Origin of the sequence: Variovorax sp. V118 (genome assembly GCF_041154445.1) — a bacterium.
GTDB lineage: Bacteria > Pseudomonadota > Gammaproteobacteria > Burkholderiales > Burkholderiaceae_C > Variovorax > Variovorax boronicumulans.
In genome coordinates this window covers 3,675,115-3,690,112 of record NZ_AP028663.1, presented here as the reverse complement: position 1 = coordinate 3,690,112, position 14,998 = coordinate 3,675,115, and the positions used below count along the sequence as shown (strand labels likewise).

General features: G+C 69.6%; 17 protein-coding genes. 6 read left to right on the top strand and 11 right to left on the bottom strand.

Going from position 1 to position 14,998, the window contains the following annotated elements; translation table 11 throughout:
• Positions 1–66 precede the first annotated feature (66 nt).
• The 3 genes from ACAM52_RS17205 (at position 67) to ACAM52_RS17195 (ending at position 3,114) form a co-directional block, all read left to right on the top strand.
• Positions 67–1,032: a tripartite tricarboxylate transporter substrate binding protein gene (locus ACAM52_RS17205; protein WP_240531444.1), complete on the top strand. Its 966-nt coding sequence runs from the start codon at positions 67–69 to the stop codon at positions 1,030–1,032.
• A 31-nt stretch (positions 1,033–1,063) separates the two neighbouring features.
• Complete coding sequence (locus tag ACAM52_RS17200) at positions 1,064–2,398, top strand: Rieske 2Fe-2S domain-containing protein (RefSeq protein WP_369644085.1); 1,335 nt, start codon at positions 1,064–1,066, stop codon at positions 2,396–2,398.
• Positions 2,399–2,481: 83 nt separating this feature from the next.
• Positions 2,482–3,114 carry a phosphoribosyltransferase gene (locus ACAM52_RS17195; RefSeq protein ID WP_369644084.1) on the top strand — a complete coding sequence of 211 codons (633 nt, stop codon included), beginning with the start codon at positions 2,482–2,484 and terminating at the stop codon, positions 3,112–3,114.
• Here ACAM52_RS17195 and ACAM52_RS17190 read toward each other — a convergent pair.
• From ACAM52_RS17190 to ACAM52_RS17165, 6 genes are all read right to left on the bottom strand, one after another.
• The gene (locus ACAM52_RS17190; RefSeq protein ID WP_369644083.1) at positions 3,111–3,458 is read right to left on the bottom strand and encodes a DOPA 4,5-dioxygenase family protein; all 348 of its coding nucleotides are present in this window, start codon (positions 3,456–3,458) and stop codon (positions 3,111–3,113) included. The two genes, ACAM52_RS17195 and ACAM52_RS17190, sit on opposite strands and share 4 nt — an antisense overlap.
• Positions 3,459–3,465: 7 nt before the next feature.
• Positions 3,466–4,083 (bottom strand): DUF4166 domain-containing protein, encoded by a 618-nt coding sequence (locus ACAM52_RS17185; RefSeq protein ID WP_369644082.1) that lies wholly within the window; start codon positions 4,081–4,083, stop codon positions 3,466–3,468.
• A complete protein-coding gene (locus ACAM52_RS17180; protein ID WP_369644081.1) occupies positions 4,080–5,120 on the bottom strand; it encodes an SRPBCC domain-containing protein in 1,041 nt (346 codons plus the stop codon). The genes ACAM52_RS17185 and ACAM52_RS17180 overlap by 4 nt, the downstream gene beginning before the upstream one ends.
• A gap of 30 nt (positions 5,121–5,150) precedes the next feature.
• Positions 5,151–6,092: a cyclopropane-fatty-acyl-phospholipid synthase family protein gene (locus ACAM52_RS17175; protein ID WP_369644080.1), complete on the bottom strand. Its 942-nt coding sequence runs from the start codon at positions 6,090–6,092 to the stop codon at positions 5,151–5,153.
• Positions 6,093–6,141: 49 nt separating this feature from the next.
• Positions 6,142–6,573, bottom strand: a complete 432-nt coding sequence (locus ACAM52_RS17170; protein ID WP_369644079.1) for a thiol-disulfide oxidoreductase DCC family protein — start codon at positions 6,571–6,573, stop codon at positions 6,142–6,144.
• A gap of 70 nt (positions 6,574–6,643) precedes the next feature.
• Positions 6,644–7,246 (bottom strand): GbsR/MarR family transcriptional regulator, encoded by a 603-nt coding sequence (locus tag ACAM52_RS17165; protein WP_062476691.1) that lies wholly within the window; start codon positions 7,244–7,246, stop codon positions 6,644–6,646.
• Positions 7,247–7,380: 134 nt separating this feature from the next.
• Here ACAM52_RS17165 and ACAM52_RS17160 point away from each other — a divergent pair, with 134 nt between their 5' ends.
• Positions 7,381–8,475 carry a PA0069 family radical SAM protein gene (locus tag ACAM52_RS17160; RefSeq protein ID WP_369644078.1) on the top strand — a complete coding sequence of 365 codons (1,095 nt, stop codon included), beginning with the start codon at positions 7,381–7,383 and terminating at the stop codon, positions 8,473–8,475.
• An 87-nt stretch (positions 8,476–8,562) separates the two neighbouring features.
• On the top strand, positions 8,563–9,072 hold the full coding sequence (locus ACAM52_RS17155) for a gluconokinase (RefSeq protein WP_240531376.1): 510 nt from the start codon (positions 8,563–8,565) through the stop codon (positions 9,070–9,072).
• Between the two features lie 143 nt (positions 9,073–9,215).
• On the opposite strand, the gene gnd is transcribed toward ACAM52_RS17155, so the two are convergent.
• A complete protein-coding gene (gnd, locus tag ACAM52_RS17150; RefSeq protein WP_369644077.1) occupies positions 9,216–10,637 on the bottom strand; it encodes a decarboxylating NADP(+)-dependent phosphogluconate dehydrogenase in 1,422 nt (473 codons plus the stop codon).
• Between the two features lie 143 nt (positions 10,638–10,780).
• Between gnd and ACAM52_RS17145 the strand changes: the two genes are divergently transcribed.
• Complete coding sequence (locus ACAM52_RS17145) at positions 10,781–11,752, top strand: helix-turn-helix domain-containing protein (RefSeq protein WP_369644076.1); 972 nt, start codon at positions 10,781–10,783, stop codon at positions 11,750–11,752.
• A gap of 7 nt (positions 11,753–11,759) precedes the next feature.
• Here the strand turns inward: ACAM52_RS17145 and ACAM52_RS17140 are convergent, their stop codons facing one another.
• Genes ACAM52_RS17140 through ACAM52_RS17125 form a run of 4 tightly spaced genes read right to left on the bottom strand, consistent with a single transcriptional unit; the run spans position 11,760 to position 14,984 of the window.
• Entirely contained in the window at positions 11,760–12,545 is a 786-nt protein-coding gene (locus ACAM52_RS17140) for an SDR family oxidoreductase (RefSeq protein ID WP_369644075.1), read from the bottom strand.
• Positions 12,542–13,135, bottom strand: a complete 594-nt coding sequence (locus ACAM52_RS17135; RefSeq protein WP_369644074.1) for a cysteine hydrolase family protein — start codon at positions 13,133–13,135, stop codon at positions 12,542–12,544. The genes ACAM52_RS17140 and ACAM52_RS17135 overlap by 4 nt, the downstream gene beginning before the upstream one ends.
• On the bottom strand, positions 13,132–13,620 hold the full coding sequence (locus tag ACAM52_RS17130; RefSeq protein WP_369644073.1) for an aromatic-ring-hydroxylating dioxygenase subunit beta: 489 nt from the start codon (positions 13,618–13,620) through the stop codon (positions 13,132–13,134). The genes ACAM52_RS17135 and ACAM52_RS17130 overlap by 4 nt, the downstream gene beginning before the upstream one ends.
• A complete protein-coding gene (locus ACAM52_RS17125; RefSeq protein ID WP_369644072.1) occupies positions 13,617–14,984 on the bottom strand; it encodes an aromatic ring-hydroxylating dioxygenase subunit alpha in 1,368 nt (455 codons plus the stop codon). The genes ACAM52_RS17130 and ACAM52_RS17125 overlap by 4 nt, the downstream gene beginning before the upstream one ends.
• Positions 14,985–14,998: the final 14 nt, after the last annotated feature.

Below are 14,998 nucleotides of genomic sequence, written 5' to 3'. Positions count from 1 at the left end.
CAGTCCGACGACACCCCCACGTCGTCTCACCGAGAAGGAAAACGCAAGATGTTCCACCAACGAAACATGGTCCGTGCCGCTGCAGGAGCCATTCTTTTGCTGTGCGCCGCGACAGCGGCGCTGGCGCAATCGTGGCCCGCGAAGCCGATCACGCTGGTCGTCGCCTACCCGGCCGGCGGCGACACCGACGCCATCGCGCGCACCTACGCCGAGAAGCTCGCGCAGCGCCTGGGCCAGCCGGTGCTGGTCGACAACCGCCCCGGCGCGAGCGGCATGATCGGCAACGCCTGGGTCGCGAAGGCGCCGGCCGACGGCTACACGCTGCTCTTCACGCCCAGCACCTTCCCCATCGCGCAGCACGTGCTCAAGGCCGGCCCCGGCGTGGCGCACGACGTGGTGAAAGACTTCACCCCCATCGTCAAGACCGGCAACATCCCGGTGCTGATGGTCACGGCGCCCACGAGCGGCATCCAGACCGTGGCGCAGCTGGTGGCCGGTGCCAAGGCCGGCAAGGCCTTCACCTACGGCACGCCGGGCGCGGGCTCGCCGATGCACATCGCGGGCGAGCTCTTCAACAAGGACGCCGGCGTGGCCATTGCACACGCGCCGTACCGCGGCGTGGCGCCGGTGGTCAACGACACGCTGGGCGGCCACGTGAGCGTGGGCTGGATCACGCCCGGCGCGGTGGCGGGCCACATCGCCGCCGGCAAGCTGGTGCCGCTGGCCGTGGCCGAGCGTCAGCGCACGAAGCTCATGCCCAACGTGCCCACCTTCCTGGAGCTGGGCTACCGCGACATGGACGTGAGCGCCTGGATGGGCCTGCTCGGGCCGAAGGCGATGCCGGCCGAGGTCGTGCAGACGCTGAATCGCCACGTCAACGAGATCCTGAAGATGCCCGACGTGCAGGCCCGCATGGCCGCGCTGGGCATCGAGCCCGTGGGCGGCGAGCCGGCCGTGCTGGCCCGCCAGATCGCCGACGACGACCAGCGCTTCGGCAAGCTGGTGCGCGAGTTCGGCATCCGCGCCGACTGACCCTACACACCCGCAGACAAGGAGACGATGCATGTTGAGCGAAGAAAAGAACCGCCTGCTGACCGAAGTGGGTCCGGGCAAGCCCATGGGCGATTACCTGCGCCGCTACTGGCACCCGATCGCCGGTGCCAGCGAGTTCGACGACAAGGCCGTGAAGCCGCTGCGCATCCTCGGCGAGGACCTCGTGCTCTACAAGGACCTGAGCGGCAACTACGGCCTGGTCGACCGGCGCTGCCCGCACCGCAACGCCGACATGTCGTACGGCTACGTGGAGAAGTGCGGCCTGCGCTGCAGCTACCACGGCTGGCAGTACGACACCAGCGGCCAGTGCATCCACCAGCCGTTTGAAGAAACGCTGGACCCCGACGCGCGCATGCGCAAGAACACGAAGATCAAGGCCTACCCCGTGCAGGAAAAGGCCGGCCTGCTGTGGGCCTACATGGGCCCGCAGCCCGCGCCGCTGCTGCCCGACTGGGAACTCTTCAACTGCAGGAACGGTTTCGCGCAGGCCGTGTTCGCCGAGATCCCCTGCAACTGGTTCCAGTGCCAGGAGAACTCCATCGACCCCGTGCACTTCGAGTGGACGCACAACAACTGGACCACGCGCCTGCAGGGCGACGAGGGCCCCTACGTGCCCACGCACCTGAAGCTCGCCTTCGAGGAGTTCGAGCACGGCTTCGTCTACAAGCGCCTGCGCGGCGGCGAGCGCGAAGACAACGTGATGTGGACCACGGGCCGCGTCACGCTGTGGCCCAACGGCTTCTTCCTCGGCCACCACTTCGAATGGCGCGTGCCCATCGACGATCACCACACGCTGAGCGTGCTGTGGGTGCTCAGCCGCGTGCCGACCGAGCAGGAGCCCTATGTGCAGGAACGCATTCCCTCGTGGTACGGCCCCATCAAGGACCCGGCCACGGGCCGCTGGATCACCAGCCATGTCGCCAACCAGGACTTCGTGGTCTGGGTCGGGCAGGGCACCGTCACCGACCGCACGCGCGAGAAGCTGGGCCAGAGCGACAAGGGCATCGTGATGATGCGCCGGCGCTTCTTCGAAGAACTCGAGTCGATGCAGTCCGACCCGTCGCATGAGCCCAAGGGCCTGATCCGCGACCCCGAGAAGAACCGCGACGTGTTCCTGCCTTCGGCCTGCCGCGACGAGATGCTGCACGGCCTGCCGCGCGAGGAACTGGCCGCCCATCCGCTGCTGGGGCCCTACCTGAAAGACTTCTTCGGGCAGGCCGGGCAGCCTGACGATGTGCGCGCGGCGTATGAGCAGGCCATCGGGCAGAAGGTCGAAGGGGCGCAGTTCTTCAAGGTCCACGGCGGCACATCGGACGCCGAGGCGGAAACGCAAGAGGCTGCATAACGCACGCCGCGATCCGGGTCTTTGCGCCGGGGCTCGCCTCGACGCGAACGGCGTGTGAACATCCCCTGTCGGGAGCACACGCCGTGAAGTTTCGTGATCGCGCACAGGCCGGCCGCCAGCTCGCTGCCTTGCTGCGGCGGCGCGGCGGTTTTGCGGACGCCGTGGTGCTGGCGCTGCCGCGCGGCGGCGTGCCGGTGGCCTTCGAGGTGGCCCGCGCGCTGCGGCTGCCGCTCGATGTGCTGGTGGTCCGCAAGCTGGGCCTGCCTGAACAGCCCGAGTACGCCTTCGGCGCGCTCGCGGGCGACGGCGTGCCGGAGATCGACGCACACCTGGTGCGCACGCTGGACCTGCGGCCTTCGGAGATCGATGCCGTGGTCCGTGCCGAGCTCGCCGAGTTGGCGCGTCGCACGCAGGTCTATCGCGGTGATCGCCCGGCGTGCGAGGTGCAAGGCCGCACGGTGCTCGTGATCGACGACGGGCTTGCCACCGGCGCCACCATGCGCGCGGCCGTTCGCGGGCTGCGACGGCAGAGCGCCGGCAGCGTGATCGCCGCCGTGCCCGTGGCGTCGCCCGAGGCCTGCGAGGCCTTGCAGCGCGAAGCCGACGACGTGCTGTGCGTGCGCTGCCCCACGGTGTTTCGCGCGGTCGGTGCCTGGTATGAAGATTTCTCGCAGACGACGGATGAGGAGGTCTGCGCGCTGCTGGCGCAGTCCTAGCGCCTGAACATCCGCAGATCGAGCGCGCTCTCTTCGCCCAGCCACATCGCATGCGTCGTGTGGTCCGCGAAGTCGTCGCCGGTCACGCCGTGCACGAACACATCGAGGCCGTTGCGGTTGGCGTCGAGCCAGCCGATGACTTCGTCGAACTCGGCGGCGTCGAAGGCCAGCTGGCAGCTCCAGTGCGGGTGCGGGCCGACCAGGCGTTCGTGCACGCGACCCACCACCACCATCAGCTCGCGGCCGGCGCGCTCGCTGAGCTCGCGCGCCTGCGCCAGCGTGGCGGGGGCGAAGTAGATGTGGGCGTGGTACTGGGCGTAGAGGTTTTCGGGGCGGCGCGGCATGGTGGGCTCATTGTGAACCGAGGCGGAAGCGTCCGCTGTAGCGAAACACATCGCCGAACCAGCGGTGGCGCAGCAGCATCTTCATCGTGAAGTGGTCGGGGTCGGACGGATCGGGCCGTTCCTCGACGTAGGCGGTGCCGAGCAAGAGGCCCAGCGGCAGCGGAATGCGCAGCCCCGCGAGGCGCCAGATGTAGCCCCGGTCGCGGAACACGAGCGCGCCGTCTTCCGCGCTCACCGCCAGGCGCATGCCGATGCCGAAGCGCACGTATTCGATCACCTCGCTGCCTTGCGCCGCGTCGTGTTCCATGTGCGAGCGGAAATGAAAAGGCGGCCTGTTCGGAAAGTGGAAGACGCGGTCCCAGTAGAGGTGGGCGTTGTCGGGGTGGCAGCGGTAGTGCACCTCGATCGGCACCTGGGTACCCTGGTGCGGAACCAGCGCGCCGAACAGCCGGCCGAAGGGCATCAGCAGCGCGGCCCAGGGCGCGTGCCAGACCTCGCTCATGGTGCCGCGCACGCAGACGTAATCGTCGGAGAACGGTGCCATCGTGTAGTGCCGGCGAATCACGTCGCCGAGCCGGTCCCATGCGGCGCCGAGCGCCTGCTGGAAGACGGGTGGCGCGCTCATCCCGCCACCGCCCCGGTGGCTTCGCTGCGCGCCTTGTAGAAGCGCAGGATGTTCTCGGAAGCGTCGCCAAGCAGGAACTGCATGACCGGGTCCGCATACCAGTTGAAGCGCGTGCTCAGCCGCCACGACACCGCGACGCGCAGCTCGGTGCCGCCGTCGCGCGGGGTCAGGGTGTAGGTGGCGTCGCGCAGGTCGAAATACTGGCCGCCGATCATCACGTGGTCGTCGAGCGCGCCGGCGGGGAAGGAATCGGGCGTGAAGCGAAAGCGCCACTTCAGCAGGTGGTTCGGCTGCCACTCGGTGACGACCTCGTCGAAATGCACGTTCTTCTGCCACTGCACCTGGCGCACGCGGCCCTCGGGCGTGTCGACGGTCACGCCCGACACCGGCATCGGCACGCCGACGCGGTAGGCCCACGCGTCGCCGACTTCGCTGGGGCGGATGTCGCGCGCGGCGTTGAGCTCGTGCCACACGCGCTCGGCCGGCGCCGCGATGAAGAGCGTGCGCGAGGTGTTCGAGAACTGGTCCGGGTTGGGCCATTGCGGCTCGATGCCGCCGAGCAGCAGGGGCACCAGGGCGACGCTGTACAGCGCGGGCTTGGGCCAGTTGGTGATGCGGCACACGATGCCCATGGCCAGCCCGCCGACGCTGCCCATCACCGCGAACAGCGGCACGATGAAGGCGGCGCAGATGATGCCCTCGATGAAGACCATCAGCGTGCCGCCGACGAACAGCGCAGTGGCCACCCACGGCGCCCAGAGGTAGTAGCCCCAGCTGCGCCGTTCGATGCGCTCGGCCAGGTACACCGTGACCGCGCCGCACGCCGCGGGCGCGAAATAGACGAAGGAGCCCAGCATGGCCGAGAAGGGCTGGCCGGGGCCGCCGCTGAAGACGAGGCGCAGCACGAGCGCCAGCGCCGCGCCGGCGAACATGGGCCAGAACCAGCCGAAGGGCATGCCGCGCACGGGCTTGGGGGCCGGCACTTCGTCGTTGGCAGGCAGGTCGGCGAGTTTGCTTTCTTCGGGCTCGGTGCGCATGGAAATCTCTTCTCCTCTTTTTGTGATGTCTCAGCTGGCGCTGCGCCGGGCTGTCACCATGGCGTAGTCGAAGTCGCGCCAGAACATGCCCAGCGCGAGCGCGCAGTAGCTGGCCACGATGTGCTTGCGGCGCCAGGGGCTGAGCTTGCCGCGCGCCTTCCACAGTTCGGCCAGCGTGAAGCGCGTGGCCAGCACCGGGATGTGCAGCGCGCTCGGTGCCACGCGCCAGCGCAGCGAGGTGAACGCGATGTCCTCGAAGCCGTGCGCGCGCAGCGCGGCCGTGAAGTCGTCGCGCTGGGCCAGCGTGGGCACGGCCCAGCTGTCGGCCCACAGGCGGTGCAGCCAGCCCGCGAGGCGGCCCGGCCGGCGGCGCAGCAGGAAGCCGTCGACCACCACCAGCCGCGCGCCGGGCTTGAGCAGCCGCGCGGCCTCGCGCACGAAGTCGGCCTTGGCGGTGCCCTCGGCGTAGCAGGCGCTTTCGAGCGCCCAGGCGCCGTCGGCCTGGGCGGCGGGCAGGCCGGTGCGGGTGTAGTCGGCCTCGACGTGCGCGACGCGGTCGGCCACGCCGGCCCGGGCGTCGAGCCGCGCGGCGATGCCGTTCTGCACCGGCACGTTGGTCACCGTGACCGCATGCAGCGCGGGGTCGTCGCCGACCAGCGTGCGCGAGGTGGCGCCGGCGCCGCAGCCGAGGTCGAGCACGCAGCGCGGGCCGGTGGTGGCCGTGTCGAGCCGCAGGGCGCGGCCGACGGTGCGGTTCATCTCGATCAGCATGCCTTCGCGCCGCAGCGGGTTCAGGCCCAGGCGCCAGAAGCCGAAGTGCATGTTGTAGCTGGGGCTCCAGGCGCGGTAGTCGTCGGCGACCTCGGTGAAGTAGTCCTGCGTGTCCTCGCGGCTCACGTGGCCTTCGACCGCGGGCGGCGCAGGCCGCGCGGTGCCGGGCAGGCGGAAGTCGGGCTGGAAGACGTCGGGCATCGAAAACTCCTTCGGACGTGAGCGGGTGGGGTGTGACAGCGTGGGTTTTTTAGAGCTTGCAGTGGTCGTCAGCGCAGGTGGCCGGCGCGATCGCACCGTGCCCCGCGAGCCGCAGCACGAGCCAGCGCGGCAGCCGGTAGCGGTTGCGCGCCAGCACCGCGTAGGCGCGGTCGGCCAGCCGGCCGACCACCGGCAGGTCGAGCACGGCGCCGCCGGCCGGCAGGCCCACCGCGGCGCGGCAGGCGCGGATGGCGTCGACGCCCACGCGCAGCCGGCCTGCGGCATCGACCGCGTGCAGCGAACGCATCAGCGCCTCGCGCGGCGCCGGGCCGTCCGAGAAACCGATGGGCGAGCAGTCGACCAGGCGCAGCCGCTTCGCAGCGTCGCGCGCCTGCATGGCGCCCATCTCGGCCGTGCACAGCGGGCAGGTGGCGTCGAAATAGACGGTGAGCGGGTAGGTGGCGGGGGTGAAGCGGGTCATGGTGTTTTTGGTTCTCGATATTTCAGTCAAAACAGAAATAAGAAGGCAAAAAAAAAGGACGCGGCCTTTCTCAGATCATGGGCAGGCTGGCGTGGTGCGCGTCAGGGTCGTCGCCCTTGCCCGCGCCCGGAGGGGCGGGGGGCGGTGCGCTGTCGCCGCGCACGAACTTCTGCACGCTGGCGCCCAGCGTGAGCACCTTGTCGAGCGTGCCGGGCGACAGCCGCAGCATCTCGTCGGCCCAGGTGGCGAGCTTGGTCATGAGGTCCATGGTGGAGCGGATGCGGTCCTGCGCATCGGGCGGCTCCTTCTGGAAGTCGGGGCTGGCGACGATCTCGCGCAGCACGCGGATGGTGGGGTCGAACTCGCGCTCCTTGCGCTCGCGCACCACGGTGCGGAACAGCTCCCACACGTCGACGCTGGTCTCGAAGTAGTCGCGCCGGTCGCCCAGCGTGTGGGTGACGCGCACGAGGTTCCAGGCCTGCAGTTCCTTCAGGCTGTTGCTGACGTTGGAGCGGGCCACGCCCAGCGTTTCCGACAGCTCTTCGGCGTGCATCGGCTTGCCGTGCGCGAAGAGCAGGGCGTGGATCTGCGAGACCGTGCGGTTCACGCCCCACATGGAGCCCATCTCGCCCCAGTGCAGGACGAACTTGCGTTGAATGTCGGTGAGTTCCATGGCGTCGAGTTTAGGAATTCCTGAATTTCTGTCAAGACAGAAATAAAAAACGCTGCGCGGCGGCCGCAAAAGTGAAATACTGTATGAATAAACAGTTATTCGACTTGTTTCCTGTTTCCTTCCAAGGACTCGCCATGCCCGCCGCCCAGGTTCCCATCCACATCATCAAGGGCCGAGGCGCGGCCACGCGGCTCGCGCACCGGTTCTCCAAAGACGAACGCGACGCCTTCGACGACGGCTGGGGCACGCTGGAAGACGGCGAAGCCGAAGCCGCCGGGCTGCTGCCGCTGGCCACCGAGGTGCGTTTTGAAGACGTGAAGTCGGTGCTCAGCAGCAACGAATCGCCCGACATCCCCTTCGACCGCTCGCTCAACCCGTACCGCGGCTGCGAGCACGGCTGCATCTACTGCTTTGCGCGGCCCACGCACAGCTACCTGAACCTCTCGCCCGGCCTCGACTTCGAGACCAAGCTGATCGCCAAGCGCAACCTCGTCGAGGTGCTGCGCGCCGAACTTGGGCGCAAGGGCTACCGCCCCAGCAACCTTGCGATCGGCACCGCCACCGACTGCTACCAGCCGATCGAGCGCGAGCTGCGGCTCACGCGCGGCGTGATCGAGCTGCTGAGCGAGGTGCGGCATCCGTTCGCGCTGGTCACCAAGTCGAGCGCGGTCGAGCGCGACCTCGACCTGATCGCGCCCATGGCCGCCGACCGGCTCGCGGCCGTGTACGTGACCGTGACCACGCTCGACGGCGAGCTGGCGCGCAAGCTCGAGCCGCGCGCCGCCGCGCCGCACCGGCGGCTGCGCACCATCCGCACCCTGGCCGAGGCCGGCGTGCCGGTGGGCGTGAGCGTGGCGCCGCAGATTCCGTTCATCACCGAAGACATGGAGCAGGTGCTCGAAGCCGCCTGGGAAGCCGGCGCGCGCAGCGCCTTCTACACCGTGGTGCGGCTGCCGTGGGAGGTGGCGCCGCTCTTCAAGGAATGGCTCGAGCTGCACTACCCGCAGCGCGCCGAGCGTGTCATGGCGCGCATCCACGAGATGCGCGGCGGCAAGGACTACGACGCCGACTTCGCCACGCGCATGAAGGGCAGCGGCCTGTGGGCCGACCTCATTCATCAGCGCTTCCAGAAGGCGACGCACCGGCTGGGCTTCAACCGCGAGCGGATCGCGCTGGACACCGGGGCCTTTCGCCCGCCCGGCGCCGTGGGGCAGGGCAACCTGTTCTGAACACCGCGCCGACGCGGTAGATTCGTGGCCGTGCCGGCTTCGGCACGCATTCGGCATCGGCTGCTTCAAACAAGGTCAAGGGCGCGCATGAACAGGGTCTGGCTCGTGGTGATGGGGGTTTCGGGCTGCGGCAAGTCCAGCATGGGCGCGGCGCTGGCCACGGCGTTCGGGCTGCCGCTGATCGAGGGCGACGACCACCATCCGCCCGCCAACGTCGACAAGATGAGCCGCGGCATCGCGCTCACCGACGCCGACCGCGCCGGCTGGCTGGCCACGCTGGGCCGCGCCCTGGCCGACGCGCCGCAGGGCGCCGTCATGACCTGCTCCGCGCTCAAGCGCAGCTACCGCGACCAGCTGCGCGCCGCCGCGCCGGGCCTGCGATTCGTGTTCATGCAGATCGACCGCGCCGAAGCCGAACGCCGCGTGGCCGCGCGCGCGGGCGCCGGGCTGCACATGTTCCCGGCCAGCCTCGTGGCCAACCAGTTCGCCACGCTCGAATCGCCCGTGGGCGAGGCCGGCGTGCTGGCGGTGGATGCGACCGCGCCGCTGGCGCAGTCGGTCGGCGTGGTGCGCGACTGGCTGGCCGACGCCGGTTGAGTCGCATCACCTGAAGAGGCGGCGAGCGGGCATTCACCAGAAACACCGCGGAACCGGCTTCGCCGGGCCGATGGTGTTGCCCCCGGTAGGGGGTTGGCGAAGCGACACGAAGTGCGCGAAGCCTGGGGGCGAGCCCAATTTATTTATTCGATGACTTCCGGCCAGTCCGTGTGGAAGAACTGGCCTTCGGGCTTGTCCACGCGTTCGTACGTGTGCGCCCCGAAGAAATCGCGCTGCGCCTGCAGCAGGTTCGCGCTCAGGCGCGCCGTGCGGTAGCTGTCGTAGTAGGCCAGCGAGGCGCTGAAGGCCGGCACCGGAATGCCGTTGCTCACCGCCAGCGCCACCACCTCGCGCCAGTTCTGCTGCGTGCGGTTCAGCAGGTCTTGAAAGAACGGGTCGAGCATCAGGTTGCCCAGCGCCGGGTCGCGGCGGAAGGCGTCGGTGATGCGGTTCAAAAAGCGCGCGCGGATGATGCAGCCGCCGCGCCAGATCGAGGCGATGCCGCCCAGGTCGAGCTGCCAGCCTTTCTTTTCGCCCATGGTCTGGATCAGGTCGAAGCCCTGCGTGTAGCTGATGACCTTCGAGGCGTAGAGCGCGTCGTGCACCTTGGCCACCAACGCTTTTTTCTCCAACGACAGTGCGATCTTCGGCCCCTGCAGCAGCTGGCTGGCCGCCACGCGCTGCTTCTTCTGCGACGACAGCACGCGCGCCTCGACGGCGGCGTTGATGGTGCTGATGACCACCGCGTTCTCGGCCGCGTTCAGCAGCGTCCACTGGCCCGTGCCTTTCTGGCCCGCCTTGTCCAGGATGAGGTCGACCACCGGCTGGCCGGTCTCCGGGTCTTTCTGTTCGAGCGCCTTGGCGGTGATCTGGATCAGGTAGCTCTGCAGCTCGCCCTCGTTCCATTCGTTGAAGATCGCGGCCATCTCGTCGGTCGTGAAGCCGGCCGCCTTGAACAGGCTGTAGGCCTCGCAGATCAGCTGCATGTCGCCGTACTCGATGCCGTTGTGCACCATCTTCACGTAGTGCCCCGCGCCGCCCGGGCCGATGTGGATCACGCAGGGCTCGCCGTCCACCTTGGCCGCGATGCTCTCGAAGATCGGCTTCATCACCTCCCAGGTCGACGCCGGGGCGCCCGGCATGATCGACGGCCCCTTGCGCGCGCCTTCTTCGCCGCCCGACACGCCCGCGCCGATGAAGCGCAGGCCCTTGCTCGCAAGGTAGGCGTCGCGCCGTTCCGTGTCGGTGTACAGGCTGTTGCCGCCGTCGATGACGATGTCATCCTTGTCGAGCAGCGGAATGAGCTGCTCGATCACCTGGTCGACCGGCGCGCCGGCCTTGACCATGATCTGGATCTTGCGGGGCTTGGCCAGGCTCTGGACGAACTCCTCGAGCGTCTTCGCGCCCACCAGCTGCTTGCCGGGGTGGGCGGCAATGAAGGCCTCGGTGGTGGCCTCGGTGCGGTTGTAGACGCTGACCTGGAAGCCGCGGCTTTCCACGTTCAGCACCAGGTTCTGTCCCATCACGGCCAGGCCGATCAGTCCGAAATCGCTTTGCTTGCTCATGTGTGCCGGGCCCTTCGTGCGTGTGCGGTGGATGAAGCGGGCCATTGTGCCGGGCACCCGCGCGGCGCGGCGTCGGAGGGCGTCTATACCCGCTTGGCAAACGGGCCCGGGCTGGCTATGTTGGCGGGATGACTTCCGCCGCCATGCCCGCAGCCCCTGCTGCGATCCACACCTGGTCGACCGACACCGTGCCGCCGCCGCAGCGGCTGGACTACTGGATCGGCGCGGTCTGCGAAGGCTTTCTCGAGATGGACGTGACCAGCCCGCTGGCCGGCCGCTTCGGCGCCTCGCTCGAATCCGCGCCGCTCGGGCCGCTGCACGTGAACCGGGTGCGCGGCAGCGCGCAGGACGTGTACCGCACGCGCCGCGCCATCGCCCACAGCCGCCACAACTTCTACTACCTGCTGTGCAAGGCCGACTCGCCCTGGGTCGCGGTGCAGGAAGAGCGTTCGGCGCGCCTGCTGCCAGGCGACGCGGTGCTGGTCGATTCGCGGCGCTGCTATGCCTTTCACCTGCAGCAGTCGGCCGACACGGTGTCGATCGAGCTGCCGACCGCGTGGGTCGAGTCGTGGCTGCCCGACGCCGGCGACCACGTGGCGCGCCGCATCGACGGCCACAGCGGCTGGGGCGCGGCGCTCAGCGGCTTCGCGCAGGCGCTGTCGCCCGAGGTGGCCCTGCGGCCGCCGCTGCCGGCGGCGCTGCTGGCCGACCAGCTCGGCGGCCTGCTGGCTTTGGCGCTCGGTCCCGGCGTGGCGGTGCCCGACGCCTGTGGCCGCGCCGCCTTGCGCCAGCGCGTGCTCGACGCCACGCGCGAACGCCATGCCGAGCCGGGCCTCACGGCCGCGGCCGTGGCGCAGGGGCTCGGCATTTCGGAGCGCAGCCTGCACCGCTGCCTCGCGGAAGGGGCAGGGGATGGCACCACCACTTTCGCCAACGCGCTGGCCGCCTGCCGCATGCAGGTGGCGCAGCGCATGCTGGCCGACGCACGCTTCGACCGCCTGAGCGTGGCGCAGATCGGCCTGCGCGTCGGGCTGGCCGATGCCTCGCATTTCGTGCGCCTGTGCCGCCGCCACCTGGGCGGTACGCCGGGCGCGCTGCGGCAGTCGCGCGGCTGAGCGGCGGCTACGCCTCGAACCAGTCCCGCGCCGAGCGCCCCTGGTCCGGCCCCAGCATCGAGAAGCCGCCATCGACCGGAATGTCCGCACCGGTGACGAAGCGCGCCGCGTCCGAGCAAAGGAACAGCACCACCTGCGCCACGTCGTCGCCGTCGCCCACGCGGCCCAGCGGGTGCATCGGCGCGCCGACGCGGTCGGCCCGTGTGCGGTCGCCGTTCGTCATGCGCGACAGCGCGTCCGACCAGGTCCAGCCCGGCGACACCGAGTTCACCCGCACGCCCCGCGGCGCCAGCGTGGCGGCCTGGTTGCGCGTGAGCTGCAGGATGGCGGCCTTGGCCGCCGGGTACAGCGCCCGGCCCGCCGCGCCGAACTTGCCGCCGACGCTGCCCATGTTCACGATGGCGCCGCCGTGCGCGGCCAGCGCGTCGGCGGTCTTCTGCACCAGCATCGCGCCGGAGACGAGGTTGACGTTCAGCGCGCCCAGCCAGTCGGCGCGCGCGGCATCCAAGCCTGCATCGCCGTAGACCACGGCGTTGTTGATGAGAAAGTCGATGCGGCCTTCGGAGCGCAGCGTGCCGGCCACGAGCGCATCGAGCGCGTCGTCCGAGGCGATGTCGCAGGCGACGAAGCGGCAGCCCGTGCCCACGTCGGCCGCCAGCGCGGCGCCGCGCGCCGTGTCGATGTCGACCGCCACCACGCGCGCGCCGGCCTGCACGAAGGCCCGCACGATGGCGCTGCCCAGCAGCGCGGCGGCGCCGGTCACGATCGCGACCTTGCCTTGCAGCGTCGTCATGGCCGGCCTCCCATCTGCGCGACGGCGTCGTCCACGCGCACCACGTCCGCGAGCATCGCCAGGGTTTCCAGGCTTGCCGCCTGCAGGTGCGCCTGCGCGGTGCTGCAGGCATCGGCGACCACCGCCACGTCGTAGCCCAGGTCGCTCGCATGGCGCGCACCGTGTTCGACGACGTGGTTGGTGGCGATCCCGGCCACGTACAGGCGGCTGGCACCGGTGGCACGCACCGCCTCTTCGAGCCCGCTGGCCCAGAAGGGGTTGTTGCGCTTGTGGGTGACGATGGCTTCGCCCGGCCGCGGCGCGAGTTCGTCGTAGAAGCCCGCGCCCCAGCTGCCTTCCTGCACCGCGCCGCTCTCGGCCACGCGCCGGAACAGCGTGCAGTTGCGCAGGCAGTCCGCGTAATCCGGTGCGAAGGCGATGCGAACGAAGATCACCGGCACGCCGTTCGCGCGCGCCCCGGCGATGAGCCGCGCGGCCGAGGCGATGAGGCGCGGGCGCGCCGGGTCGTCGGCGGCCATGCCCACGCGCACCTTGCCGTCGACGTGCAGCACGTCGTTCTGGTAGTGCATCGCCAGCAGCGCGGCCTTCACAGGAACACCTGCAGGGCTTCGTGCGGTGCGTCGCAGTTCACGAGGTCGACGCGCTTGGTCTGGATGCGCCAGCCGTCGTCGGCGCGGCGCAGCGTGTGCAGCACGCTGCCGCCGAAGGTGCGCTGTTCGGTCTTGCGCCACTCCAGCAGCAGGAAGGTCGAGCGCACGGTGCAGCCCGCATCGTCGTCGCGCGACTCGAGCGCGATGTTGCCCAGCACGTGCACGGTGCGCGTGGGCGGCTGCTGCGAGTAGGCGCGCGCCTGCTCGAGCCGCCGCGCGCGCATCGAACGCAGCAGGGCGTCCTCGCAGAACAGCGAGGCGTGGTTGAGGTGGTCGGCCTGGCCGTGCACCAGCGGCACCCAGTACAGGCCGTCGGGCGTGAAGAGCTTCTGCCATTCGTCCCAGCGGTGCTCGTCGAGCAGGCGGGCCTCGTGGTGCAGGAACTGCGCGAGGTCCTGCTGTTCGTTCCAGTCGCGGAAGTTCATTCGGCGCTCCCGGTGTGTTCGTTCGTCTTTGCACCCGTGTCGACGCCCATGTACCCGGCCCACGCCGCGAACATGTTGCGCGAGGGCATCTCGCTGTTGCCGTTGGACGCGCGCCCGCCCGGCAGCGGCTGGTCGCGCCCGGCGGCGCGGTGCATGCTGACCCAGTCGCCGCCGTCCGAGCCCAGGCCTTCCTGCACGCGGTTGTAGGCTTCCAGGTCGTCGGGCATCACGTTCGACGAGGGCGAGTTGACGATGTTGGTGTACTTGAGCGTGCGCTGGAAGGTGGCCTCCGGCGCACCCTTGAGCCGGAAGCTGAAGATCTCGACCAGCGTGCGGTCCACCGACAGCGGCCGGATCACGCGGATCTGCTGGAAGGAGGTGTGCGGCGAGCAGCTCGGGTACACGATGGTGTTGTGCCGGTTCACGCGCAGGATCGCGTCGGCCTCTTCGGCGCCCTTCGCGGCTTCGAGCGAGGCCACGTAGGCCAGGCTCACCGGGTCGGTGGGCGGCACGAAGATGCCTTCCATGAAGCCGTGGCCGTGGTCGTAGCCCTTGAGCTCCAGCTTCTCCCAGAACTCCAGCGGCTCGCCGTTGCCGTCGACGATCACCACCTCGAAGGGCTTGGGCGTGCCGGCGGGCATGGCCTCGTGCTCTTCCTTGGCCGCGCGCCACGACGACTCGTGCGTGGCCACGGCGTGGATGGTGTCGTGCAGGTTCTCGAAGAAGATCTTCCAGTTGTTGCGCTGGATCACGCGCTGAACGCCGCCCGCCACTTCCACTTCGCCCTCGGGCGCGCGGTCGCAGAAGTTGTCGAGCGACGTGGCCACGCCGCCCAGGAACTCCTTCAGCTCGGGCCCGTCTTCCGACAGGCTGGCGAACACGAAGCCGCGGTGCGAAGCCACGCGCGCCACCTTGCGCACGCCGTACTGCGGGTCTTTCAGGTCGAGCGCGGTGCATTCGTAGCCGCTGCGCAGCGGCACCGACAGCAGGCTGCCGTCGCACTTGAAGGTCCAGCCGTGGTACAGGCAGCGCAGGAACTTGCCGGCGCTGCCGCTGCCGTCGGGCACGAGCTTGGCGCCCTTGTGCGGGCAGCGGTTGAACATCACGTGCACCTGGCCGTCGGTGTGCCGCACCATCACCACGGGCTCGCGGCCCAGGCGGGTGGTGAAGTAGTCGCCGGGCTTGGGCACCTGGCTTTCGTGGCCGATGTAGATCCAGGTCTGGCCGAACACGCGGTCCATCTCCAGCTCGAAGATGGCGGGGTCGGTGTAGACGCGCTTGTGCACGCGGTCGGGCTGCACGAGCGACTGGATGTCGATCGGGTTTGTCGCCGTCATGGGGATGATGGGGATCACGGAATTCATCGGGTGGGTCTCCT

What these genes read in the sequence shown, in the direction of transcription:
- ACAM52_RS17205 (WP_240531444.1), top strand. Translation starts at nt 67, where the DNA reads ATGGTCCGTGCCGCTGCAGGAGCCATTCTTTTGCTGTGCGCCGCGACA.
- ACAM52_RS17200 (WP_369644085.1), top strand. Translation starts at nt 1,064, where the DNA reads ATGTTGAGCGAAGAAAAGAACCGCCTGCTGACCGAAGTGGGTCCGGGC.
- ACAM52_RS17190 (WP_369644083.1), bottom strand. Translation starts at nt 3,458, where the DNA reads ATGCCGCGCCGCCCCGAAAACCTCTACGCCCAGTACCACGCCCACATC.
- ACAM52_RS17185 (WP_369644082.1), bottom strand. Translation starts at nt 4,083, where the DNA reads ATGAGCGCGCCACCCGTCTTCCAGCAGGCGCTCGGCGCCGCATGGGAC.
- ACAM52_RS17180 (WP_369644081.1), bottom strand. Translation starts at nt 5,120, where the DNA reads ATGCGCACCGAGCCCGAAGAAAGCAAACTCGCCGACCTGCCTGCCAAC.
- ACAM52_RS17175 (WP_369644080.1), bottom strand. Translation starts at nt 6,092, where the DNA reads ATGCCCGACGTCTTCCAGCCCGACTTCCGCCTGCCCGGCACCGCGCGG.
- ACAM52_RS17170 (WP_369644079.1), bottom strand. Translation starts at nt 6,573, where the DNA reads ATGACCCGCTTCACCCCCGCCACCTACCCGCTCACCGTCTATTTCGAC.
- ACAM52_RS17165 (WP_062476691.1), bottom strand. Translation starts at nt 7,246, where the DNA reads ATGGAACTCACCGACATTCAACGCAAGTTCGTCCTGCACTGGGGCGAG.
- ACAM52_RS17160 (WP_369644078.1), top strand. Translation starts at nt 7,381, where the DNA reads ATGCCCGCCGCCCAGGTTCCCATCCACATCATCAAGGGCCGAGGCGCG.
- ACAM52_RS17155 (WP_240531376.1), top strand. Translation starts at nt 8,563, where the DNA reads ATGAACAGGGTCTGGCTCGTGGTGATGGGGGTTTCGGGCTGCGGCAAG.
- gnd (WP_369644077.1), bottom strand. Translation starts at nt 10,637, where the DNA reads ATGAGCAAGCAAAGCGATTTCGGACTGATCGGCCTGGCCGTGATGGGA.
- ACAM52_RS17145 (WP_369644076.1), top strand. Translation starts at nt 10,781, where the DNA reads ATGCCCGCAGCCCCTGCTGCGATCCACACCTGGTCGACCGACACCGTG.
- ACAM52_RS17140 (WP_369644075.1), bottom strand. Translation starts at nt 12,545, where the DNA reads ATGACGACGCTGCAAGGCAAGGTCGCGATCGTGACCGGCGCCGCCGCG.
- ACAM52_RS17130 (WP_369644073.1), bottom strand. Translation starts at nt 13,620, where the DNA reads ATGAACTTCCGCGACTGGAACGAACAGCAGGACCTCGCGCAGTTCCTG.
- ACAM52_RS17125 (WP_369644072.1), bottom strand. Translation starts at nt 14,984, where the DNA reads ATGAATTCCGTGATCCCCATCATCCCCATGACGGCGACAAACCCGATC.